Source organism: Scytonema sp. PCC 10023 (assembly GCF_963920835.1).
Classification (GTDB): domain Bacteria; phylum Cyanobacteriota; class Cyanobacteriia; order Cyanobacteriales; family Nostocaceae; genus Kalymmatonema.
On the sequence record NZ_CAWUDP010000060.1, the window covers coordinates 35459 to 58505 of the forward strand.

The 23047-nt window shown below is 43.5% G+C and carries 22 protein-coding genes; 10 read left to right on the top strand and 12 right to left on the bottom strand.

Translation table 11 applies throughout. The features are described from left to right. The first annotated feature begins 32 nt into the window (after positions 1-32). Positions 33-518 (top strand): hypothetical protein, encoded by a 486-nt coding sequence (locus tag ACM0OZ_RS30280; protein WP_414586541.1) that lies wholly within the window; start codon positions 33-35, stop codon positions 516-518. A gap of 101 nt (positions 519-619) precedes the next feature. Here the strand turns inward: ACM0OZ_RS30280 and ACM0OZ_RS30285 are convergent, their stop codons facing one another. From ACM0OZ_RS30285 to ACM0OZ_RS30320, 8 genes are all read right to left on the bottom strand, one after another. Further along, positions 620-1867 carry a competence/damage-inducible protein A gene (locus tag ACM0OZ_RS30285; protein ID WP_414586542.1) on the bottom strand — a complete coding sequence of 416 codons (1248 nt, stop codon included), beginning with the start codon at positions 1865-1867 and terminating at the stop codon, positions 620-622. A 64-nt stretch (positions 1868-1931) separates the two neighbouring features. Continuing rightward, complete coding sequence (locus ACM0OZ_RS30290) at positions 1932-5921, bottom strand: eIF2A-related protein (protein ID WP_414586543.1); 3990 nt, start codon at positions 5919-5921, stop codon at positions 1932-1934. Between the two features lie 66 nt (positions 5922-5987). Then, entirely contained in the window at positions 5988-7112 is a 1125-nt protein-coding gene (locus tag ACM0OZ_RS30295) for a TIR domain-containing protein (protein ID WP_414586544.1), read from the bottom strand. 487 nt (positions 7113-7599) lie between these two features. Continuing rightward, complete coding sequence (glyA, locus tag ACM0OZ_RS30300; protein WP_414586545.1) at positions 7600-8883, bottom strand: serine hydroxymethyltransferase; 1284 nt, start codon at positions 8881-8883, stop codon at positions 7600-7602. Position 8884: 1 nt separating this feature from the next. Further along, complete coding sequence (locus tag ACM0OZ_RS30305; RefSeq protein ID WP_414586546.1) at positions 8885-10549, bottom strand: group II intron reverse transcriptase/maturase; 1665 nt, start codon at positions 10547-10549, stop codon at positions 8885-8887. Between the two features lie 109 nt (positions 10550-10658). Further along, positions 10659-10973, bottom strand: coding sequence for a hypothetical protein (locus ACM0OZ_RS30310; protein ID WP_414586547.1), 315 nt, complete (start codon positions 10971-10973; stop codon positions 10659-10661). A 332-nt stretch (positions 10974-11305) separates the two neighbouring features. Beyond that, a complete protein-coding gene (locus ACM0OZ_RS30315; RefSeq protein WP_414586548.1) occupies positions 11306-12484 on the bottom strand; it encodes an RNA-guided endonuclease InsQ/TnpB family protein in 1179 nt (392 codons plus the stop codon). Between the two features lie 28 nt (positions 12485-12512). Then, positions 12513-13139 carry an IS607 family transposase gene (locus ACM0OZ_RS30320; RefSeq protein WP_414586549.1) on the bottom strand — a complete coding sequence of 209 codons (627 nt, stop codon included), beginning with the start codon at positions 13137-13139 and terminating at the stop codon, positions 12513-12515. A gap of 426 nt (positions 13140-13565) precedes the next feature. Here ACM0OZ_RS30320 and ACM0OZ_RS30325 point away from each other — a divergent pair, with 426 nt between their 5' ends. Together ACM0OZ_RS30325 and ACM0OZ_RS30330 are read left to right on the top strand one after the other, a co-directional pair. Continuing rightward, entirely contained in the window at positions 13566-13763 is a 198-nt protein-coding gene (locus ACM0OZ_RS30325) for a hypothetical protein (protein ID WP_073629826.1), read from the top strand. 84 nt (positions 13764-13847) lie between these two features. Continuing rightward, the gene (locus ACM0OZ_RS30330; protein ID WP_414586550.1) at positions 13848-14324 is read left to right on the top strand and encodes a Tic20 family protein; all 477 of its coding nucleotides are present in this window, start codon (positions 13848-13850) and stop codon (positions 14322-14324) included. 3 nt (positions 14325-14327) lie between these two features. Here ACM0OZ_RS30330 and ACM0OZ_RS30335 read toward each other — a convergent pair whose 3' ends face one another. Beyond that, positions 14328-15101, bottom strand: coding sequence for a fumarylacetoacetate hydrolase family protein (locus ACM0OZ_RS30335; protein ID WP_414586551.1), 774 nt, complete (start codon positions 15099-15101; stop codon positions 14328-14330). Between the two features lie 523 nt (positions 15102-15624). Between ACM0OZ_RS30335 and rpsF the strand changes: the two genes are divergently transcribed. The 3 genes from rpsF (at position 15625) to ACM0OZ_RS30350 (ending at position 17507) form a co-directional block, all read left to right on the top strand. Next, entirely contained in the window at positions 15625-15951 is a 327-nt protein-coding gene (gene rpsF / locus ACM0OZ_RS30340; protein ID WP_414586552.1) for a 30S ribosomal protein S6, read from the top strand. A 259-nt stretch (positions 15952-16210) separates the two neighbouring features. Next, a complete protein-coding gene (locus ACM0OZ_RS30345; protein WP_414586553.1) occupies positions 16211-16768 on the top strand; it encodes an Npun_F5560 family protein in 558 nt (185 codons plus the stop codon). Further along, positions 16761-17507, top strand: coding sequence for a hypothetical protein (locus tag ACM0OZ_RS30350; protein ID WP_414586554.1), 747 nt, complete (start codon positions 16761-16763; stop codon positions 17505-17507). Before ACM0OZ_RS30345 ends, ACM0OZ_RS30350 begins: the two co-directional genes overlap by 8 nt. Positions 17508-17514: 7 nt before the next feature. On the opposite strand, the gene ACM0OZ_RS30355 is transcribed toward ACM0OZ_RS30350, so the two are convergent. Beyond that, positions 17515-17868, bottom strand: coding sequence for an STAS domain-containing protein (locus ACM0OZ_RS30355; protein ID WP_414586555.1), 354 nt, complete (start codon positions 17866-17868; stop codon positions 17515-17517). Between the two features lie 34 nt (positions 17869-17902). Between ACM0OZ_RS30355 and ACM0OZ_RS30360 the strand changes: the two genes are divergently transcribed. Then, the gene (locus tag ACM0OZ_RS30360) at positions 17903-18025 is read left to right on the top strand and encodes a hypothetical protein (protein ID WP_414586556.1); all 123 of its coding nucleotides are present in this window, start codon (positions 17903-17905) and stop codon (positions 18023-18025) included. Positions 18026-18321: 296 nt separating this feature from the next. Then, complete coding sequence (locus ACM0OZ_RS30365; protein WP_414586557.1) at positions 18322-18954, top strand: DedA family protein; 633 nt, start codon at positions 18322-18324, stop codon at positions 18952-18954. A gap of 232 nt (positions 18955-19186) precedes the next feature. Here the strand turns inward: ACM0OZ_RS30365 and ACM0OZ_RS30370 are convergent, their stop codons facing one another. Together ACM0OZ_RS30370 and ACM0OZ_RS30375 are read right to left on the bottom strand one after the other, a co-directional pair. Continuing rightward, entirely contained in the window at positions 19187-19639 is a 453-nt protein-coding gene (locus ACM0OZ_RS30370; protein WP_414586558.1) for a response regulator, read from the bottom strand. Then, positions 19602-21008: a sensor histidine kinase gene (locus ACM0OZ_RS30375; protein ID WP_414586559.1), complete on the bottom strand. Its 1407-nt coding sequence runs from the start codon at positions 21006-21008 to the stop codon at positions 19602-19604. Before ACM0OZ_RS30375 ends, ACM0OZ_RS30370 begins: the two co-directional genes overlap by 38 nt. A 302-nt stretch (positions 21009-21310) precedes the next feature. On the opposite strand from ACM0OZ_RS30375, the gene ACM0OZ_RS30380 reads away from it, so the two are divergent. Both ACM0OZ_RS30380 and ACM0OZ_RS30385 read left to right on the top strand, forming a co-directional pair. Continuing rightward, on the top strand, positions 21311-22285 hold the full coding sequence (locus ACM0OZ_RS30380; protein WP_414586560.1) for a cysteine synthase A: 975 nt from the start codon (positions 21311-21313) through the stop codon (positions 22283-22285). Between the two features lie 386 nt (positions 22286-22671). After that, a complete protein-coding gene (locus ACM0OZ_RS30385) occupies positions 22672-22959 on the top strand; it encodes a (2Fe-2S) ferredoxin domain-containing protein (RefSeq protein WP_414586561.1) in 288 nt (95 codons plus the stop codon). Positions 22960-23047 lie beyond the last annotated feature (88 nt).

Sequence of the window (23047 nt, forward strand, 5' to 3'; positions counted from 1 at the left end):
GTTAATGCACCCTACTTTTCTACTTTACAGGTATGGCTAGTTTGCGAAATTTTTTCACCGTCTGCTTTACAGCTTCAAGTTTATTGGCTGGAAGCATTGCATTTTTACCAAAACCTGCATCTGCTGGTGAAGCCTTATTCGATAAGAATTGTCGTTATTACCCCAGAACAACAGAAAACTTCAAAGGTCCACCAGTCAATGATGCAACCTATATCTTCAAAACATTAGAGGTTATAACTAATCGTAAAAAATACTTTTTAACTGTCCTTCGTGCTAATAATGGAGCAGCAGTTTTTTGTATTTCTCAATCTAATTTTATGCAAATGAAATATTTAAACCATGCTCAACAAATACAAGATAAATACATTTATCAAATAGTAAAAGAACCTGACCACAATGCAACTTTTTTATTAACTCTTAGACAGGGTAATGGTCGCACTGCACGAACCAAATTTTATAAACTGAATTTGAATAACCCTGAACGCCCAGTACTAGTGCAAGTTAATCACCGCGCCTGAGAGATAATACTAAAAACAGAAAAGGGCGTAGAAAAGCTCACTCAGTATAAGGTGTGAATAGACAAAATACAACACTGAGAGAGCCAGATGCAAGAGTTCTATTAACTCAACAACTTCCTTCGCAGATTGTCCAACGCCGTACACGCACTTACATGACGAATTAAAGAACGACCCCGCGCAGCACCAAAGCGATATTCAAAACTTTCCACTTCCCCATTTGGTCCTGCTAAGCCAATGTAAACCAACCCTACAGGCTTAGTCTCCGTACCACCCCCTGGTCCAGCGATACCAGTGATACTCACTCCCCAACTGGTCGAAAGACGCGATCGCACTCCCGTAGCCATTTGTTCTGCTACAACAGAACTAACCGCCCCAAACTTTGCCAAATCTTCTGAGTTCACCCCCAAGAGCCTTTCTTTCACCGAGTTGTCGTAAGAAATCACCCCACCCCAAAAGTAATCAGAACTTCCAGAAATCTCCGTCAGCATTTGCCCTAGTCCGCCACCCGTGCAGGATTCTGCCACAGAAAGAGTTTCCCCTGCTGCACGCAACAATTCACCTACAACTGAGGCAAGGGTGTCATCATCGGCACCATAATAATCTAATCCAGCAATATCTTTAATTTGTTTTTCAACAGGTGCAATCAAATCCTGTGCTTGTGCTTCTGAAACGGCTTTCGCAGAAACTCGTAACTTGACTTCCCCTCTACTGGAATAAGGTGCGACTGTTGGGTTGGGTAAGTTGAGATAAGAAGCAACCTTTTCCGCCAAAGCAGATTCCGCAACACCCCAAAACTTTAACATCCGACTGTAAATAATTTCTTTGCCCCAACCTTGACTTTTGAGATAGGGGACAGCTGTTTCCTCCCACATCCGGTGCATTTCACTGGGGACACCAGGAAAGGTAAAAATCGTTAACTGCGGACGCGGTTGCCAAATAATACCAGGTGCTGTTCCTGTGGGGTTTGGTAAAATTTCTGCGCTTTGGGGTATCAAAGCTTGTTTACGATTGCTGGGGGTCATCACGCGATCGCGCTGGGTGTATTTCCTGGTAATATCTTCAATAATGTCTGGACGTTCTACCAAAGGAACGCCAAAAAAATCAGCAATGGTTTCACAAGTCAGGTCATCGGGTGTCGGACCAAGACCCCCTGTGAAAATCAGAATTTGTGCTCTTTGGCTGGCAATTTCTATAACTTGTTTTAATCTTGCTGAGTTATCTCCTACCACCGTTTGATAGTAGTGGGGGATGCCTAGCTTAGCTAACTGCTGTGCCAAATATTGAGCATTACTGTTGAGGATATCTCCTAATAGTAGTTCGGTACCAACACAAATAATTTCTGCACTCATAAAATATGGGATCGTTAGTTGTGAGCCGTCAAAATATATCATCCACCACTAACGATTAATCACTTTATTGAGAACAAAGTCGGCGAGACTCCTCGGTTGAAACCCCAGTAACACTTTGGGCAACTGTTGGATGATTTTTGAGATCATCCCGCACCCAATCGCAGCCCCGCTTCAAAAGAGCATCTAAATTGTCGAGATTCTCTAAATTCCATAAAATTACAGTATTGTCATAACTAGCAGAAGCTAGAGTCTTGTTATCGGGGCTAAAACTCACGTTATGAACCCATTCACCATGCCCCCGCAAAGTTGCAACGAAAGTACCACTATCCAGACTCCAGAGTCTGACAGTTTTGTCCTCTCCAGATGAGGCAATGATCTTACCATCGGGGCTGAAACTGACGCCCAAGACTTTATCACTATGACCAGTAATAGTATTTTGCAGTTCACCCTTAAGATTCCACAATTTCACAGTTGTGTCATGACTAGCAGAAGCAATTGTTTGACCATCGGGGCTGAAACTAACATCATGAATCCAATTGGTATGACCTTTTAAAGTTTCACGTAAACTTCCGTTGTCACTGTTCCAGAGTTTCACAGTTTTGTCATGACTGGCAGAAGCGATTATCTTACCATCAGGGCTGAACCTTGCATTATGAACCACATCAGTGTGCCCTGTCAGAGTTTTGAGTAAAGCCCCGTCACGACTCCAAAGTTTGAGAGTACCATCGCCACTGGCGCTGACAATCATCTTACCATCAGGGCTGAAATTGACGCCATAGACTCTACCACTATGCCCTGGCAGAGTTTTGAGTAAAGCCCCGTCGCGACTCCAAAGTTTGATGGTCTTATCCCAACTTGCGGTAGCGAGGGTCTGGCTATCAGGGCTGAAACTAACACCATGAACTAAATCAGTATGTCCCGGAAGTGTTTTGATAAAAGTTCCATCTCGCCGCCAAAGTTGCACGGTATCGTCAGCGCCAACCGAAGCAATGAGCTGATTATCTGGGCTGAAAGCCACACCGACGGCATCGTCGTTATGCTTTTGGAGGGTCTTTAATAAAATACTGTCGCGATGCCAGATTTTAATAGTGTGATCAGCACTAGCCGAAGCAATCTTTTGACCGTCGGGGCTGAAACTGACACCATAAACTCCATCTTTATGCCCGTAGAAGATTTGCAGTGTTGAACCGTCAGGATTCCAAAGTTTGACAGTGGTGTCACCACCGACTGAGACAATCGTTTTGCCATCAGGGCTGAAGATCACATGATGAACGACGCTACTCTCATACAGACGTTTGAGTAGCTTACCGTCCCGGTTCCAGAATTGAATTGTACCGTCCTCACCTGTAGCAGCAATTATTTGACCATCAGGACTGAAACTCACGCTTAAAACAGGTCTGTTATTTTTAGCTAAAGTTTTGGGCAAACCACCATCTAGATTCCAGAGTTTGATTGTGTTGTCTGCACTGGCGGAGGCTAAGGTTTTACCATCAGGACTGAAACTGACACCATAAACTGCACCAGTATGTCCTGGTAGGGTTTTGAGGAAAGTACCATCTTGATAATTCCAGAGTTTGATTGTATTGTCTTCGCTGCCAGAGGCTAAGGTTTTACCATCCGGGCTGAAACTCACGCTATGCACAGCACCTTTATGCTCTTCAAGGGTGTTGCGTAATCTGCCATCTTGATCCCAGAGTTTGATTGTATTGTCTGCACTGCCAGAGGCTAAGATTTTACCATCCGGGCTGAAACTCACGCTATAAACAATACCTTTATGGTCTTCAAGGGTGTTGCGTAAACTGCCATCTAGATTCCAGAGTTTGATTGTATTATCTGCACTGCCAGAGGCTAAGGTTTTACCGTCTGGGCTGAAACTTACGCTATGCACAGCATCTTCATGCTTTTGTAAGCGGTTGCGTTCTCTGACTCCGTACACTGCCTCCTGTAAGGCAGGTAAAACCTCGCTCTGAAGATAAGGATCATTTTTTATCGTCGATATCCCTTGTAGTTTTGCCCCGGCTTCTAGGCTTGCCATGAGAGCCTCAAATTCTCGATGTGAGCTAGAGAGCACTCCTGAGTATTTACTGGTAGCAATGATGCTCTGTTTTTCCGAATTTATCCTCTGTTTTACCGAATTGTCCCACTGAATACCCGCAAAGATACTAAATCCAATCACTAAGACTAAGGCTATCAGTGCAACTCGAATTGTTACCTGAGCCGCTTTACGAGCTTTTCTTTCCTGCTTGAGCTCTCGCTGTCTAGCAAATTCTTCTTGGCGTTTGGCTTCTTGAATTGCCCACTCACTGGTTTGTACTAATTCAGGGAGGACTTGATCTACACCCAGTTCGCTAGCATCAGCACTTTTGAGCCAACGTTGCGCTTCTGCAAGTTCCACTTCATCTAACAAACCACCATTGCCTTTGCCTAAACGAACCCATTCATGAGCTCTTGCTTCTAGTCGCCGACGAGTCTGTTCTGCCTCTCGACGCTTCATAATCCATTGCTGTAGAGTAGGCCAACCGCTAATCAGAGCTTCGTGAGCTATATCCACTTTTGTACTACTGCTCTCTTGCTCGCCGCTCAGTGTTAGGAGCCGAGAATTTGTCAAATGTTTTAATGTCTGGTCAAATAGGAATGGTGCTTCACCCGCAGCGCGTAAGGCATCAACCGACTGCTGACGACGAGTATCAGCGCGTCCTTCGCCAAACTGTACCAACCGCATAAAAATTCGCCGGGCAATAGCTTGTTGTTCTGCACTTATAGCTTGTTGTTCTGCACTTAAGTCTGCCAAAACTGCATCAGCACGACGAGCGATCGCCACTTGCAATCCTGTAAGCTTGTCGTCCGAATCACCATCAGCTTTACGAGATAGCACCAATGCCTCGTAAGCTCTCTGTGGTAAAAATCGCCGTTCTACCCTTTCCCACAACAAAACTAAAGTCTCTTGTATCAGAGGTAAAACTCCTGGTTCTCCTGCTGCATCTGTTACCAAGTGGTCTACTAAAGCTGGTTCTACAAACACGCCGACATTTTCGGCAGGTTGAATAATTGCTTGGCGTAACCCGTCTTGATCCAGAGGAACGACTTCCAACCGATGCGACTGAATCTTTTGCCAAAGTGGTGAACCGATTATATCAGAGTAAAAGTCAGCTCGCACTGTCAAAATTAAGTAACAGTTGGGAAGCATTGATAAACGGAGCAATATATTTTGAAAAGGTATGCTTTCTTGTCCAGCAAGGGTAAACACTTCCTCAAACTGATCAACAACAAGTAGCAGTCGTTGGGCGTCGGGTTGCGACGCTAAAACTTGTGTGACAGCTGGTGCTAGCTCTTTTAAATCATCACTCCCCAATACTGTTTTTAAAGCTGCAAGGGGTGTTTCTCCAGGACGCATAGTACGAATGATCCACGTTCCAGAACCAAACAATCCGCTGCGGCGTAGCTGAGGAATCAGCCCTGCAAATACCAAGGAGGATTTTCCACTTGCTGAAGAACCAATCACCGCAATAAAAGGATGCTGACTTAGGCGTTCTAGAAGTTCCTGCACTTCTTGTTCCCGTCCAAAGAAGCGATCGCTCATCTCCTCGCTAAAAGACAAAATCCCTGGGTAAGGGCAGATCGGTTTCAAAGACGGTGCAGGTGCTGAATGCTTTAAGTCTGCACAAAGGCGACGGATAGCCTCTTCCTGTTCTTGTTGATTGGTAGCGTTGAGCCTTACCAACATATTCAACCGAGGCGGTAGTTGGATCGGCTGTAAAATGAGGGGAATGACTGGCCAAGTTTCTGTGTCTAAACCGTAACTCTGAGCTATTAAGTCAACAAACTGGTTAAAACCATTTGCCAAGTAAGCTGGAGAAAGGACAAGCAAAGTACGTTGGCTTTGCTGTATTGCTTTCTCAAATTCTAGTAGTTTTACTGTACCTAAAGCAAATGCTGCTTCACTATAGTAGTAAATACCTGCTTGTTTCAAACTCTCAAGTAAGTAACCTTCTACCCAAGCATGGTCAGCATTGGAATAAGAGATAAAAAGTTCATACTTCGCCATTTGCACCATGATCTCTCTCCGGGTGAAATGAACTGTGGTTGAGAAATTTATCTAAAAGCTATTGCGGACGCTACTTTAGCGCCGAGGTAATGGTTCTTGCAAAGATTTCACCAAACGGTCAAATTCTCGTTGCGCACGACGAGGATGCACAAGGTCTAATATTGTTAACATACTCAGGCGAGTGGGTAGGCAATTTTGATCAATTGCTCCCAATTTGACGGGTAGCAAGCGGTAACTATTTTCTTGAATACCCATTGTTTGTACTAAAACATTCTCAAATTCTGCCATCCCATCTGCCAGATAAGCTTCTGACAGGACAACTAAAGTCCGTTTGGACTGAGTAATACCTTGCTCAATGTTGACTACACGGGAAACACCAGGAGTTTCAACGTCACCAGAAACAGCAATGCGTAAACCAGCCTGTTCTAATCGCGGTAATAACGTATCCCACACCCAAGTTGCATCAGGTTCTTCGTCTATGTAACTGACATAAACATCATAGTGAAAGTCTTCTTCTACAGTTAGGATATTGTTTTGATTACGACTCGATAATGCAACAGAGGAATTTTTTTCTGATTTATTTTTTTCTGATTTATGAGGTTGAAAATTTGTCTGCTCTGAAACAATAGTTGGTCTTTTTTTCAGTACTGGAGTTTCGTGTTCTGCTAAACTGATTAATTGAGAACAACCCATCTTAAAGGCAGACTCTATATCTTTTCCAGCTCCTAGAGTATCGTAAAATGCCACTGCAAAATTGATGGCTGCTCGATCTCCAATTAACCGATTCATACCAATTACATAATTAATATGTTGGCTAATTGCTTGAGCTTGTACTTCCGAGTAACAAGCATTGAGCAATACACATTCTAGACCAGTTGTAGCAAAGACCTCAAACATACTAGAGAGTGTATCTCCATGTACAAATGCTGGCTGTCCTGTGTCATCTTCCAGAACAATTCCCTCTTGTCCCGCACCATGTCCAGAGAAATGAACAATTTGAGGTTGCTCATCTAAAATGGATCGATAAAAGTCACGCGATCGCACAGCCCACTTCTGCTCTAACTTAAACTGCTGTCGCATATTAGCTCGTCGCAATCCCTCATCAATTTCCCGCACTTCTTCATCCAGCCGGAGCTTATCAGTATCCGTAGGATTGGCTGCTAATACCAGAATTTTTTTGACATATGTGTTATGACTCATGATTTTGAGGAAGTGTTAGTATTAATACACTGGCTCAGAAAAAACCACATACAGTAACTATCAAGCAACTAACAAAAACTTGCCTGTATATTATTATAGGTGGAACCAAAACTAACTTATGCAGTTCTACAAAAGCAAGACCGAGAAGCTCATATCTTACCGCCACTAACAATTGAATTCCAAACCATTCATATTATTTTTAATAAAAACCCAAGCAACAAGAAAGCCAAGTAGGTTACTGATATCTTGCACCTAACCGTATAAACCACGATTCACTAAAAAGCGCCTAAATAAATATACATTTTAATTATGGATTTTTTATGGAAAATCAAGCACTGTATGTCTAATACTTAGTGCTTAAAGAACATTCAATTTTTCAGGTGCAAGATGTAAGGTTACAGACTCATCAAGAAACGAAAACATCAAAAAATTAAGAGTTAAGAATTATGACTTCATAACTCCTAACTCTTAATTCCTAACTATAATTTCACGCTAACACTGGTACCGGAATCTCTATGTGAGGGTACAAGGGGAAGCGATCGCACAACGCTTTGACCCGTCGCTGACAATCTTGGGCAATGTCTGCTGAATCTGGATTTAACAGGCGATCGGCAATAATATTGCCAATCTCCGTAAATTCTTCGACTCCCAAACCCCGCGTTGTCATTGCTGGGGAACCCAATCTTAAACCGCTCGTCACAAATGGTGACTCTGGATCGAAGGGAACTGTGTTCTTGTTGGCGGTAATATTGACACCACTTACCAACTGATCTGCTTGCTTCCCTGTCAAGCCGATAGACCGCAGATCAACTAGTATTAAATGGTTATCAGTGCCATTTGACACTAGTTTTAAACCTCGTTTTTGGAGTTGGGTAGCCAAAGCACGAGCATTTTCAATCACTTGAGCAGAATAGGCTTTAAACTCTGGCTTCAGGGCTTCGCCAAAAGCCACTGCTTTACCAGCGATCACGTGTTCCAAAGGTCCACCCTGAGTACCAGGGAAAACCGATTTATCCAGCTTTTTACCTAGTTCCGGGTCGCGGGTCAAGATTAAGCCACCCCGAGGACCGCGTAAAGTTTTGTGTGTCGTTGTGGTCACAACATCACAATAGGGAATAGGGTTGGGGTGATGACCAGTCGCAACCAAACCGGCAATATGGGCAATATCTGCCAGTAAGTATGCGCCAATTTCATCGGCGATACTGCGGAACTTTTCAAAGTCGATAATGCGGGGATATGCCGAATAACCACAAATCAAAAGCTTTGGACGCTCCCTAAGCGCCAGCTCTCGAATTTGCTCATAGTCGAGTTGTTCTGTTTCCTGATTGACACCGTAGTGGCAAGCACCGAACCACTTACCGGATACATTCACAGGCGAACCGTGGGTCAAATGTCCTCCATGAGACAAATCCATTCCGAGGAATTTATCTCCAGGTTCTAGCAGCGTCAAAAACACTGCAAAATTTGCCTGTGCGCCAGAATGGGGTTGGACATTGGCATGAGCAGCACCAAACAATTGTTTGGCACGGTCAATTGCCACCTGCTCTATTTTGTCGATAAACTCACAACCGCCATAGTAGCGTTTACCAGGTAATCCTTCTGCATATTTATTTGTCAGTACGGAACCCTGAGCTGCTAGTACAGCGGCAGAGGTAAAGTTTTCACTAGCAATCAACTCCAAGTGGTCGCGTTGGCGTTGCAGCTCTTGATTGATTAACTCCGCCACAGCAGGGTCGGAGGAGGCAAGAAAATCTGAGTTAGTCAGAGTCACTTCAGCTATCCTTATGGAAATTTGTAAAACAGTCGGTAAGTGTCCAAAGTCTATGGTCTATAGTCCAGGTAGAGTCGAGAGGAGCTATTATGCTCCGTCCCTCTCTGTTAGATCCGGACGTGCGATTTTCACCGCATCCGGCTCCCGATGTTCGAGCGCTTTCGCTTTTGCTCATGTGGTTGTAATCGTGGCAGCTTTCGTGTACAGCCAGTAGGTTTTTAACCTTCCAGTTGCTGTGATTTCCATCTACGTGATGTAAATGTACTCTTTCTTCACTTAGCATTTTTAAGCCACAGTGGCCGCATGAATGGTTTTGCCGTTTTAAGGCTTTAGAGGTTTTACCATCGTAGAGCTTACTGTTACGTTCACTCCAGTAGGCGATGTCTCCGTCGAAGGGTGATTTGTTGCCTTTGACGTTGACGTGTTTGTTTTCGGAGTAGGGAATCGCTGGGAATGCCTTGTCAAGCAGGTTTATGCTTGAGTAACGGTCATTCTTGGATTCCTTGTTGAATACCGTGAACGTCCTGTGATTGATGTGCCATAGTGAGAACCTTGACCCATCCATCTTGCAGTAGCGGTGGTAATTCCTCCAACCTCGCACCAAGGGGGCTAATTTCTCAGCTTTTATCTTGGAACCATAGTTCGAGTTGTTGACGATGGCTTTTACTTTCTGGCGGAAAGTCTTGAAATTGTCCACTGAAGGGACGCATCGGAACTTCCCGTTGCTTTGCACTTTGAAGTGCCAGCCAAGGAAATCAAAACCGTCTGTCGTAGCGGTTATCTTGGTCTTACGTTCGCTGACATTCATTCCTCTTTCAGCAAGGAACTGACTAATTTTTCCAAGTATCTCTTCTACGTCGTCGTTGGGTTTTAGGATAATCACCATATCGTCTGCATAGCGGACTGACGCGTGAATGTCTTCAACCCCATTGAGAGCAATGTTAGCTAAAAGTGGGCTTACCACTCCACCTTGAGGAGTTCCCTGTTCAGGAAACTCAGGATTTGTACCTGCCTTGAGGCAGCGGAAGATACCTTTCTTCATGCCTGCTGGGGCAATGAGGTTATCCATAATGGTGGTGTGATTTATCCTGTCGAAGCATTTTTCAATATCGAGTTCAATAACTCGCTTTTTGATTCCGTTCACTCTGGAGCTTAGATTTAGGAATAGGATTTTCTGGGCATCGTGTGCCGAACGCCCTGTTCTAAAACCGTAACTCCTTTCGTGGAAGGTTGCTTCGTGTGCTGGTTCCAGTGCATATTTTGCAAGACATTGCCATGCTCTATCCGCAATGGTAGGGACTTTAAGGATTCGAGTTTTGCCATCCTTTTTGGGGATAGGTATCTCTCGTAATCTGTTATGATGCCAATCATGAGAGTTGGTCTTGAGATTTTCCTCAAGCGCAAAGCGTTCTTCATAGTTGAGGGACGTTTTGCCATCAACACCCGCAGTCTTTTTCCCAGCATTTAGCTGAGTTACTTGTCTAATCGCCAGTAACCTTGCTGAGGTGGATTTCAGAATCAGTTTTTGTAGTGACCGCGCTTTGGGCTTGTCGTCAACTTGAACTGCTTTATACACTCGCTTTTGTAGGCGGAACAGATTCTTGCGAAATTGCTTCCACGGTAACTTGCTCCAAGATTCACTAGTTTTGATACTGTGCCTAATCATGCTCTGACTCCGGTTCGTGTATTCTGAACACCTCAACCCAATTACGGGTTGTCCTACCCGAATCAAAGGGTTTCCGTCGCTCGTCTGACCTACTTGAGGTTCGACCTCCTCAAGACCTTTGATTCGTTTTTCTTCGTTCCCCAGATGAGATTATTTGTACCGTTAGGTGGAACCATTTCAACCGCCAGAACCCCTTGCTCTCTGCCGCTTGTGGACTAAACATCGGCGGGATTATCTCTGACAAATTCAGGGGGTTTGTGTTATGCCCTGTCTCTATGTAGGTTGCTTTTTTAGGTTCTGTTTCACCGTGGGTACTCCCTGTTAGCGCCAGTGTCAATCCATAACGGTTGTCTGGTTGCGCCCTGTTCCCAGCTTCGCTCTGTAGAATTCCGAGTCTACTCGGCGTGGGCAGATAAGGAGTCACCTCTGAGCTTGAGGGGAAGGGCTTTCACCTTCACCTTGTCTGGAGTTCAACCATTGCTGGTTGGATAACTTATGTACGGACTGATTACCGTGATTCAGTTATCAACGAATCGCACTAGTCCATATAGTTGTTGACTAATGACTAACAACTCATGACTTATGACATTTATTTACCGACTTACTTAATTATTGGATGCTAGACCAATAAATGCGTTAATAATCATAACGCTGCTCCGAAAAACTTATCTAAACCTAGTAAAACTTGATTTAGTGTTTTCTTCCCGCTTCAACCAAGGGAGTCGGCTCCTTCTTGTCAACGGGCGTAAATTCCGCTCAAGCCGAGCGTACTCTGTCCGTGGGGGCATTTTTAAGATTGATAGACGCGTTTTCGTCACGGTCTTGACAATGCCCACATTTAGAGCAATGAAATACACGGTCAGAAAGCTTTACGTCCTGAATATGTCCACAGCGAGAACAAGTTTTGGAACTGGGATACCAGCGATCCACTAGCTCTACTTTTGTTCCGTAGTGAGCCTGTTTATAGACAAGCTGACGGCGTATTTCATAAAAACAGTTGTTACTAACCGCAGCAGCCAGCTTGTGATTTGCAATTAAGCCAGAAACATTAAGATCTTCGATTCTAATGTTGTATACTTTGCGGCTTAAGTCAGTTGTCATTTTCTGCGTCGTGTCTTGACGGATGTTAGAAATCCGCAGGTGTTGACGAGATAATCTGACGTAGTACTTTTTAGCTTTGTTAGAAGCTGGGACTTGAAGTTTTTTGTTTCCTAGTACTTTATTACGATTATGCCACTGTAACTTACCAAGCGCTGTGTTCGCTTTCAAAGTGGTAATAGGCATATCGTACTTACTGCCATTACTAACAGTTGCTAAGCACTTTACCCCCAAATCTACTCCTGCTCTTTCTATAGCATGAATAGTTGGGGGTATTTTCTCTGCATCCAAAACAAAAGAAACAAACCATTTATCCGCAGACCTTGACACTGTAAAAGTCTGAGAACTGCAGATAAAACCAATTTGTTCTTTGAGTCTAAATGTTTTTAATCCAGGTAGTTTAATCCGTTTCCCAGACTCAATTGTGACCCGATTAGTGAAAGGCACAGGAGGTTTCCCTTTTTCTGGATACACCCCTGCTGTTTTATAAACAGTGAAGGAGTCTCCAATATTTTTTGATTTCTTTTTTGGGAATCCTCCCAATCCTTTTCGCCAGCGAGAAATGGCGTTCTTTAAGTCAATGAATGCGGACTGATAAACAGTTGATGGATACTTTTTCATCCAACTGTTTTCACGCTTGTGCATCGTAACCTGGGTGAACACTTTCTTGATAGCATCTATTCGCTTAGAGTCACTTGCCTTTACTCCTGGAAACTGCCAACTAGCGATTAACAAGTCTAGTCCAAGGTTGTAAACAACTCTCTTAAATCCAGCTATGCCGAGCATTTGAGAGGCTTCTTTGTTATTTAGTTTTAACTCTCGTTTGATTGCGTACATAGCCAAAGTTTTTTAAACCTTGTCAAACTTACTTAAGTATACCAGGTTCCTCGCACGGATCTATGCCATCAACAATTTTCTTTACTTTTGTTTTATATTTACGCAATCCGTACAACCGAGACGAAAAACAGTGGATAATTGAAAGCAAATCTTTTGTTAACTCTTCTTGGGGAGAAAGCGTTTCGGCGTTAGCAACTATAATTTCTCCGCCACTCCACTGGATAATCTGCTCAACTAATTCAAACCCAAAGCGACATAGACGGTCTTTGTGCGCTACGTACAAGAATCTAATCTCGCCAGCTATGGCGCTCTTAATGATTTTTAAGAACTTAGGTCGTTTGAAATTAAGTCCACCGCCTATCTCGCTTATTACCTCAGTTATAGATACGCCTTGAGACAAACAAAATTGTTCCATCGCTATGACTTGGCGAGACAGGTCTTCTTTTTGGCTACTGGACGAGACTCGGCAATAAATAATGGCATTAACAGGAACATTTGCTTGTTTCAGGTTCTTCACTAACGCTAGATGCTTTTCCGTGTAAATCCGTTGATTTCCCAGGGTTCTTTCCGGTATCACTCGATTTTCGCTTTCCCATCTTCGTAACGTAGATGGAGAAACGCCTATTAGTTTTGCAAATTCCCCTACCTTCCACATAAAAACTTACTTGCACCAAATAAGTATAAGTAAGTTTAGCAAAGTTTTTAGCTATTTAATTTTGCTCTTTCCTCTTATCTTGTATGAACCATAGCTGCTTGCCACTATGGTGCATAAATTAATTTATGTATTACTTTTTACTACAAACCCAAACAGCCAACATACAATCTAATTAAAGTCCATATAGCAATTTTAATTGATTTGTAGTTAGCGGCATTCTTCTTGCATTGAGCATGGAAGGTTCAGCAACGGATGATATACAAGGATGTAACATATTTGACAATCGATAAAATGACGCATATAACTGATAAGTTATTTTTGGGATTGACAGATAAACCATCCGCTACAACATCCACTGCTACCCTGACCAGCGTTCTCCCCCAAGGCATATATAGGTAATAATTCAGAATTGACAGGAGGGATTGGATGCTAGTGATTCTCATGGACGACCAAATTTTTGCTCCTCAACAGGTATGCCAATCTTGCTTACTCGCTGACGGAAGCGGTCAACCCCGGTGGCGTCAAGGTAAACTGTACTGCGGTCACGTTATTCGCAAACTTGCTGAACAGCAGCCAGACCAGTATGAGTGTCTAATGGGTTTTCGAGTTGCAAATATTGAATAATCTGATGTTCTACCAGCAATACCAAGTAACTGCGTTATTGTAGGGTCAAGTGACTATTAAATTGTAACTACAGGAGAACGCAAGATGGCTTGGCGCGGGTCTACCACGGTTTCTGATCGGATTTTTGCTTGTTTACCTTATTTGCTTCCTTTAGTCGAGGTTTTTAGATACGGCGAATTTTTGTTCACACAGTTTCCACCTCTGGGATTGCTGTTTCTACCCCTTCAGCCATTGATCACAATTTACTTTGGCGTCCCTTTTGCTGGACTAATTATTTTCTTTGCTTTATTTCTTTTGGTAGTTAGGAAAGAAAATATTAGTCACTTTATTCGTTTCAATACCTTGCAGGCAATTCTTTTGGACATTGTCATCTTTTTGTTTAGCATCTTAACTCAACTTATCGGGATAATTCCAGCTGGTGGTTTTGCAATTCAAACTCTATATACGACGATTTTTCTGGGCACGCTCGCAGCAGTTGTATTTTCTGTTATACAGTCGCTGATGGGACGTTACGCAGAAATTCCTGCCATTTCCGAAGCAGCCTACATGCAATTGCGCTAGTGGTTAACGGGCGCTCACGGTGTTTTCTAGGCGACCAATACCTTCAATTTCCACACGGACGCGATCGCCTGGGTGCAAAGGACCGACCCCCAACGGGGTACCCGTCAGAACCACGTCCCCAGGTAGCAGCGTCATCACTTGACTAATATAGGAGACAAGAAAATCTGGGGGAAATACCATCTGGTCGATACAGGCAGATTGTACAGGAGTTGCCTCCTCATTCAAAAAAGTCTGCAATTTGGCTCCTGGGCTGACTTCTCGAACAATCCACGGTCCTAAGGGGCAAAACGTATCAAAACCCTTAGCTCGTGTCCATTGACTATCTCGTTTTTGTAAATCCCGGGCTGTCACATCATTGGCAATGGTGTAACCCCAAATCTTTGTTTGAGCCTCCTCAGGGGTACACAAGAAAGTGCGATCGCCAATGATCAGCGCCAATTCTCCTTCGTAGTCCACCCGCTGTGACTGTGGGGGATACTCAATTTCTGTACCAGAGGCGACAATAGACGTAGATGGCTTGAGAAACAACAGAGGCTCACTGGGTACTTCTGTTCCCATTTCTGCTGCATGATCTGCATAATTCTTGCCAACTGCCACAATTTTTGAAGGAGCGCAGGGAGCCAAAATTTGATAATTTTCTGGTTCCAAAATTATATCAGTAGGTTGTCCTTGTAGCCAGGGTGGAGCATCCAGTACATGCACCTTGAGAGAAAGCTGTAGCAAGCCATAGTAAATTTGTCCTTTTGGATTTTGAACTCGCACATACCGCTGCGCCATAACCTTTATGAGTATCCTCTTGTGCAATCAAACCGTCATTATTATGTAATACTAGATGAGCAATTTGGCTAAGCATTAAAATTAAAAACTGGTAAGATTATAAAACCTGACGGGAAAGTGCAAAAAACAATATTTTTTCACCGAGACGTAGTCAGCATGCATACTTAGAAAAGCGTGATACAATCGTAACGGTAAAAATATCTAAAATCTGCTGAAAAAATTTTTGCAGAAAAACTGCCTAAGCCTGGAACCCCGAAAGACGACTAAAGTTAGTTCTAACAACGACTTTAAGAGTAGCTAGCCACTCCTAACGGATTGTGAACACTAAAAGATTTTTGGGAACCACCAACCGTAGGATAACTAGACAAAGGAAGTTCAGCCCAAGAATTTCCCGATTGATAATTCAAAGAACTGACAAAGTTCCTTGTTGCTTGAGATGTTGATTGGTGTAGGGGTAGTCAATGACGATACCTATGCATTCTTGACCTCAGCAGCCATGTAGTCCATAAGGAAAGAAAACAAAATGCAAATCGTTTACGAAACAATGTACATCCTCCGTCCCGACCTGAATGATGAACAGGTAGAGCAAGCGATCGCCAAATACGAGAACTTGGTACGGGAACAGGGAGGCGAGAATATCCAGATTCAAAATCGAGGAAAGCGGCGTCTGGCTTATGAAATTAATAGGCAAAGAGATGGCATCTACATACAGCTAAATTACACTGGACCTGGCAATATCATTGCTCCCTTAGAACGCGCTATGCGTTTGAGCGAGGAAGTGATTCGCTACATGACGATTAAGCAAGAAGTCAAAGAGGTACAAGCTGAGGAAACATCAAGCGCTGCCTAAAGGCTATTGGTGAATTGATGATTGGCGCGGCTCTGTTGCCTTTAACTTTTATTAAGTTGTAGGCATGAGCCGCAAAAATGTATAGAACCTGTATAAAATATTTTGTTAAACATAAGATAGAATAGGGAGCGCCAAAGACACCGTACAGGCAAATCATCTCCCTAGTTTTACTGACAGGGATATGTCAATTGACAAAAGCATGACTGCCGCAGTAGTACATCACAAAGGAAAAGATTCTTAATCGGAGCTGTAAGCCACTGTGAGCCAAACTGATACCTCTACTATCCAAGCTCTCTCCGCAGAAGTCTCGAAGCTACGCCAAGAGTTGCAGCTTCGAGATCAACTCGTGCAACAGCTGTCTCAAGAACTCTTCCGACTGGTTAAGGGCAACAGTAATTTTATGTCCCAACCAGAAGTGTCTGAGCGTCATCTGACTCAGTTGCAAGAACTACGAGAACAACTGCAAGCTGTGGAACAGCAGGTGACGTTTTACCAAGAGCAAATTTCAGCGCGCGACGCTGAGATTTATCAATCGCGTCAGTCAGTGCAAGAACTCACAGACCGCAGCCGAATGCTCGAGCAAGTTGTACAGGAGTTGCCTCAAATCTATCGTCGCAAATTTGAGGAGCGCATGACTCCAGTCAGAGAAAAAGTAGCAATGCTACAACGCGAAAATCGCCAACTCCAGGCAGAACTCCAAAGTGTAAGTTACCGTCTAGCGCTAAGAACTCGTACTTCGTCTCACAGTGGTATAGATTTGCCGAATTTCCCGCGCGTCGCATCCCCCCCAAATAATATTTCCACACAAAATGCCTAAAGTGTTCATTGTGGTTGAGTCAGATGAGAGAGAAATTATAGACTCTCCCACCGTCAAAAGGATGTTATCAGCAATAGAGAAGGGAATTGCTGAAGATGCCACGCCAGCAAGCTCTGTAGAAGTAGTTGCCGCAAATTATTTAACATCTAAAGAAGAAATTTTGGGATTTCAACCCTCAAATGGGCAAAATTTGTCCCAATTGCCGGAGATGCTTTTTTGCCCCTTAACCCTCTCATTGCCTGAGCATTTGGGACTGTCACTTCAAGCAATCATTAAAGCTTGCGCAGATGTTCCTGGGTTACGTCAACAATTGGCACAGCAGATGCAAGTCGCCATTGGTGATGGTTGCTTTTGGTTACCAGTGGTACTCACTGTTAAAGGACCCCTCTACGGTGAGGTCATTGCTCTAGCTGAGGAATTCTATGAAAAAAAGTCACCACAGAATTTATTGCTCTGTGACTTAAGTTATTATCAGCCTTTTCATTTGTCAGATGCCTTGCGTCAACCTCTGTATCACATGGCATACAATCTCTTGCAATCTTTATCGGCACCACCAGCCACATACCTGGTGCAGTTTGGATTGCAAAAAAGTGAAATTTGTTTTGACCGTCTTTGGCCATTTCCAACTGCACCAGCTTTGGCTAGCGTCGGTATCCAACAGCCAGATTTATTTACTTGCCATTGGTACTGCTTAACAGCAAAGCCAATACTCGACTTGACTATCATTCCCGTTGTCTAATACGATGTCAGTCTACTGTGACTAAGGTTCTTTCTTCAACAACGGTGAAAATGTCTTCGTAAGCGTTGAATATTTCAAACACTGAATCTAGTTGGGTAAGCTCTAAAACTAACCTGACTGGAGCTTGAACGTTGCAAAGAACCAAGCGGCAACCACTTTGACGCGCCGACTTCAAGCCTTTGACAAGGGAAACCAACCCAGAACTATCCATGAAATCAACTTTTGCTAGGTCAATAACCCACAGTTGATTACGTTCAGGAACTACGGCAGCCATCCTTTCGCTCAGAACTGCACCACCCGCTAAATCAATGCGTCCTTCGGGTTTAAACAAAACTACTTGACATTTTGGTGTGATAGTCATGAATCTAACTGAGTAATTGAAACACTTTACAAAAATGCAGAAAACAGACACAGATACTGATTCGCTTTCAACCATAAAAAATGCTGCTTCACCCAGTTATCTGGGAACTGGCAGCAATGCGGTTAAGACTAATAATGTCAGTATCCATGCCGTATAATATGTCCTAACTTTCACCAATATAGGCATAAGCATAGGGTAATTTCGGTATCAAGCGTATCTTTTACGAAAAATTTACAATGTCAGGACTATTTCATAAAATTTTTATAAAAAAAATATATTTTGTTTCGGTAGGCGCACTGATGTGGTAATTGGAGAAGAAATAGTCAAAAGTCAATAGTTACGATGACTTTTTCCTATGAATTTTGGACTTTGGCAAACGACTCAATTGACACTTGGCTCAAAAAAGAGTCAACATAGAGTAAAAGTAAAAATTTGTGAAGAGGGCGGTGCTGGATGTCTCTTGAGTTTATATCACTAGAAAACATCCAGAAAGTTGCTCATGAATATGGATATTGGGCAATTTTTTTGGGAATATTGTTGGAGAATCTAGGCATTCCTCTTCCAGGTGAAACCGTTACCTTAGTAGGCGGGTTTCTAGCAGGTAGCAAAGAGCTAAATTACTGGCTGGTTCTCACTGATGCGATCGCAGGTGCTGTTATTGGAGGTATCTGCGGTTATTGGATTGGTAGAATTGGCGGTTGGTCTTTGCTTGTGCGCCTGGGTAACTTGTTTAGAATTTCAGAAGCCAGACTTTTGAGTATCAAAGAACAGTTTAGTGAAAATGCCGGAAAAGCCGTGTTTTTTGGGCGCTTTTTTGCTTTGCTGCGAATTTTTTCCGCGCCACTTGCTGGCATAGTTGAAATGTCCTTCGGAAAATTCCTCATATACAATGTCGTAGGAGCAATTACCTGGGGGAGTGTCATGGTGACACTTGCTTTTTTTGCTGGAAGACTTGTTTCCCTGGAACAATTGGTTGCTTGGGTGAGCCAGTTTGCACTCTTGGCGCTGGTGATTCTAGTTGCGGTGATTGCTATCCCCATATGGTTGGAGTCCCGGGGAAAGGGAGGGGAGGAGATAGGGAGATGAGGGAGTGAGGGAGTGAGGGAGATGAGGGAGATAGGGAGATGAGGGAGAGCAAGTTTGGCTGTGTGTAGTCAACGCTTCTTCTACTTCTCATCCCACAAGGCTAGTGCAGCCGACGCAGAAATAACTGGACAGTTAGGAATAAGTAAAATTCCTAGTTGTGTAAGTATTTTTTAGTTCTGATTCCTGAGTTCTGATTCCTGAGTTCTGATTTCTGACTCCTTGCAGTAGAGCTTTAAAATTGTCGAATTTCTGGTTTTTGATTAAGTAAAATCCAATATAAATTCAGTGCTTGTACTACCTCTACCAAAGCGGTAAGACCGACAGGTTTAAGGAGATAGGAATTAGCCCCCAAGTCGTAAGCCTGATTGATATCAGATCTGTGGTTAGAGGAAGTCAAGATAACCACCAGTAACCGCTTGAGTTCGGCTTGCTGTCGCAGCCATGCTAAGATTTCATGACCGGAACGGCGCGGGAGTTTTAAATCTAACAATACTACCACGGGTAAGGGATAGCGATCGCGGTCTGCATATTCTCCTTCACCACTCAGGTAGGCAACAGCAGTATCTCCATCAGTCACAGTTTGCAATACAGCATTCGTGAGATTCGCTTTGCGAAAAGCACGTTGTGTAAGCAGAATGTCATTAGGATCATCTTCTACTAGCAATATTGTGTGTGCTGCTGTCATCCGGACTCCTTAACTCAATCCAAAACCTGCTTCCCTGTCCCAACTGCGATTCTAGCCCTACTTGTCCCTGCATACGCTCAACACCTTTACGCACAATTGCTAATCCTATACCAGTGCCAGGGTAAGTTTCCTGCCCATGCAAACGTTCAAAAACGGCAAAAATACGTTGTTGGTGTTCGTGGGCAATGCCAATGCCATTATCAGCCACCCACAAGCGTACCCAATTGTCATGTTTTTCGGCACACACCTGTACCTGCGGTCGTACACCGACTTTCACAAATTTCATCGCATTTAGTAACAAATTAGTGATAACTTGAACCAACGTTGAGTGATGACCAATAACTTGTGGGAGCGGTGATTGAATTTTAATTTCTGCTTTCTTTTCTTGTATCTCAGGTTGGATTTCGTTGATCACATCTGAGAGAAGCTGTGTCAAATCTATTACTTTTAGTGACAATTCACTGCGGTTGAGGTGACTGTAAGCAAGTAAGTCCTGTATTAAATCTTCTAACCGCAGGGCAGAAAGGATGATACGTCGAGTATACTCTTTACCAAGTTCATCAAGTAAAGCGCCGTAGTCTTCTAGCAAAGCTTCCGCAAACCCATGCATTGCCCGTAAAGGAGCTTGCAAATCGTGAGAAACTGTATAACCAAAGGCTTCGAGGTCGTCGTTGGCTGCTTGCAATTTCTGCGTACGTTCAAAGACTCGGTTTTCTAAGGTTGCCTTTTCCTGCTGACTTTGAAGCTGGTTACGCCTAAATAAGTAGTAAACTAAAGCTAGCAGTGCCAAATTCACGGCAGTAGCGAGAGAAAATGTGACTAGGGTTTGCTGAGTGCTTGCTCGTGACTCTTTTGCCCGTTGCTGCAAAAGACTGTTTTCTAAAGCTTTCATGTCAGCAATTTGCTGACGAATGTTATCCATGAGCTGCTTACCGCGATTCGTGCGGACAACTGCGACAGCAGCATCAAACCCCTGTTCGCGACGTAATTTGATGGTTAGTTCGAGTTCCGCTAGTTTAGCTGTAATTCTCTGTTGTAAGATATAAAGCGGTTGTTCGTATTTGGGATTATCTGCTGTTAGTTTTGTCAAAGAGTCAATTGCAGTTGAAATTTGAGCGATCGCCCGTTGATACGGTTGCAGATAATTTTCATTGCCAGTGAGCAAATAACCGCGCTGTCCAGTTTCTGCGTCCTTTAAGGTTGAAAGTGTTTGTTCGAGTTCAGTTAACACCTCGTGGGTATGAGTGACCGAACGCTGATTTTCAATCAGCCTGCGGATATTGCGGTAAGATACTAGCGAATTGATAAATAACAACACCAACGCTAACAACAGCCCGGCTTTAACTTGTTGTGCAAGCGGTCCTCTCATTTTACGTCGGCAAGGCAAACTTCTACCGATAAGCTCATAAATAGCACCTACACTGTAGGCTCAAAATTTAGCACTGTACAACCATTTTAAGTGACGTTGAAAAATCTTTGTGTCAGGGGAATTGCTTAATCTTTCACAAAGAGTTCTTTAAAATCAGTATAGGGTCAATTAGGTGTTATGCATGAGGAGTCAAAGTTACGTCTCATTGAAACTCTCTGATGACCAAAAGCATAGTCTCGTTTACCGATAAGTTTGAGATAGGTTCACTCAAACTCATCGGAATAAGATAGGTAAAATTTAACATGGATATCAAAAACGGCTTTGTAGGTAGCGTAGGTCATACACCACTGATTCGTTTAAACAGCTTTAGTGAAGAAACTGGATGCGAAATCCTTGCTAAAGCAGAATTTCTCAACCCTGGTGGTTCCGTCAAAGATCGGGCAGCACTTTACATTATCCAAGATGCCGAAGAAAAAGGCTTACTTAAACCTGGTGGTACTGTCGTAGAAGGAACAGCCGGGAATACTGGTATTGGGCTGGCACATATTTGCAACGCCAAAGGCTATAAATGCCTGATTATTATTCCCAACACTCAGTCTCAAGAAAAGATGGATGCCTTGAGGGCATTAGGCGCAGAAGTTCGCCCTGTCCCTGCTGTACCTTATAAAGACCCCAACAACTACGTCAAACTCTCTGGCAGAATTGCTAGCGAGATGGAAAATGCCATTTGGGCAAATCAGTTTGATAACTTAGCAAACCGTCGCGCCCATTACGAAACCACTGGACCAGAGATTTGGACACAGACAGATGGTAAAGTTGATGCTTGGGTCACTTCAACAGGAACTGGTGGCACCTTTGCAGGCGTCGCAATGTACTTAAAAGAGAAAAATCCAGCCATCAAATGCGTTGTAGCCGACCCAATGGGCAGCGGGCTTTACAGCTATGTAAAAACAGGCGAAATCAAGACCGAAGGCAATTCTATTACCGAAGGCATCGGCAACACTCGCATCACTGCCAATATGGAAGGCGCACCTGCTGATGACGCCATCCAGATTGATGACACAGAAGCTATACGGGTCGTGTATCAGTTACTGCGGAAAGATGGCTTATTCATGGGTGGTTCCACAGGTATAAATGTTGCCGCAGCCGTTGCTTTAGCAAAACAAATGGGACCAGGACACACCATCGTCACCATTTTATGTGATAGCGGTTCCCGTTACCAGTCACGTATATTCAACGACGAATGGCTAGAATCAAAAGGTCTTTTACCGCATTAGTCATGAGTCTTTTGTCATGAAGTCATTAGACAAGATTGCGGAATGTGAGTTCCATCTGTGTCCACCCCCCTCATTCCCCCCTACAAGAGGGGAAAGACAGAGGAAAAACTTTTATTTATTGTCCATCTGTGGTTAATTATTCTTTTTTTTTCGACTTTTGCAAGAAGTCTATTTTGTTGAAAAGCAAAGGACAGATCTTACTTTTCACGGAATCGGTCAAACCTCGCTTCCATTCCTCTCTCCTACAAGGAGAGAGGCTTTAAATTCTCCCCCTTCCCTATAAGGGAAGGGGGCTGGGGGGTTAGGTTCCTTTGTTGGTTTTTCCACATGACGTGAAAAGTCACAGAACAGATGACTCATGACAAAAGACAAAGAACAATTGACAAATGGATAATACATCGAAATCATCTAACTCCCCAGCAACGCCGCCACCCGAATCTCCTAAGTGCGTTCGGGTGTGCCAAAATCGCACTTGCCGCAAGCAAGGTGCAGCAAAGGTACTAGCGGCTTTTGAGGCGCAACCATTTCCTGAAGTGACTGTGAGTGGTTGCGGCTGTTTAGGACAATGCGGCAATGGACCTATAGTGCTGATACTACCAGATAGGGTCTGGTATAGTCGCGTTCATCCTAGTGAAGTACCTCTACTGGTAGAACAGCATTTACGCGGTGGTTAAAGAGTGACACAGATGCTTTATTATCGGTTTCATCCATACGGTAATGGTTCATTATTAACAGTTTATAGATTATAGAGGTCTGTACTCT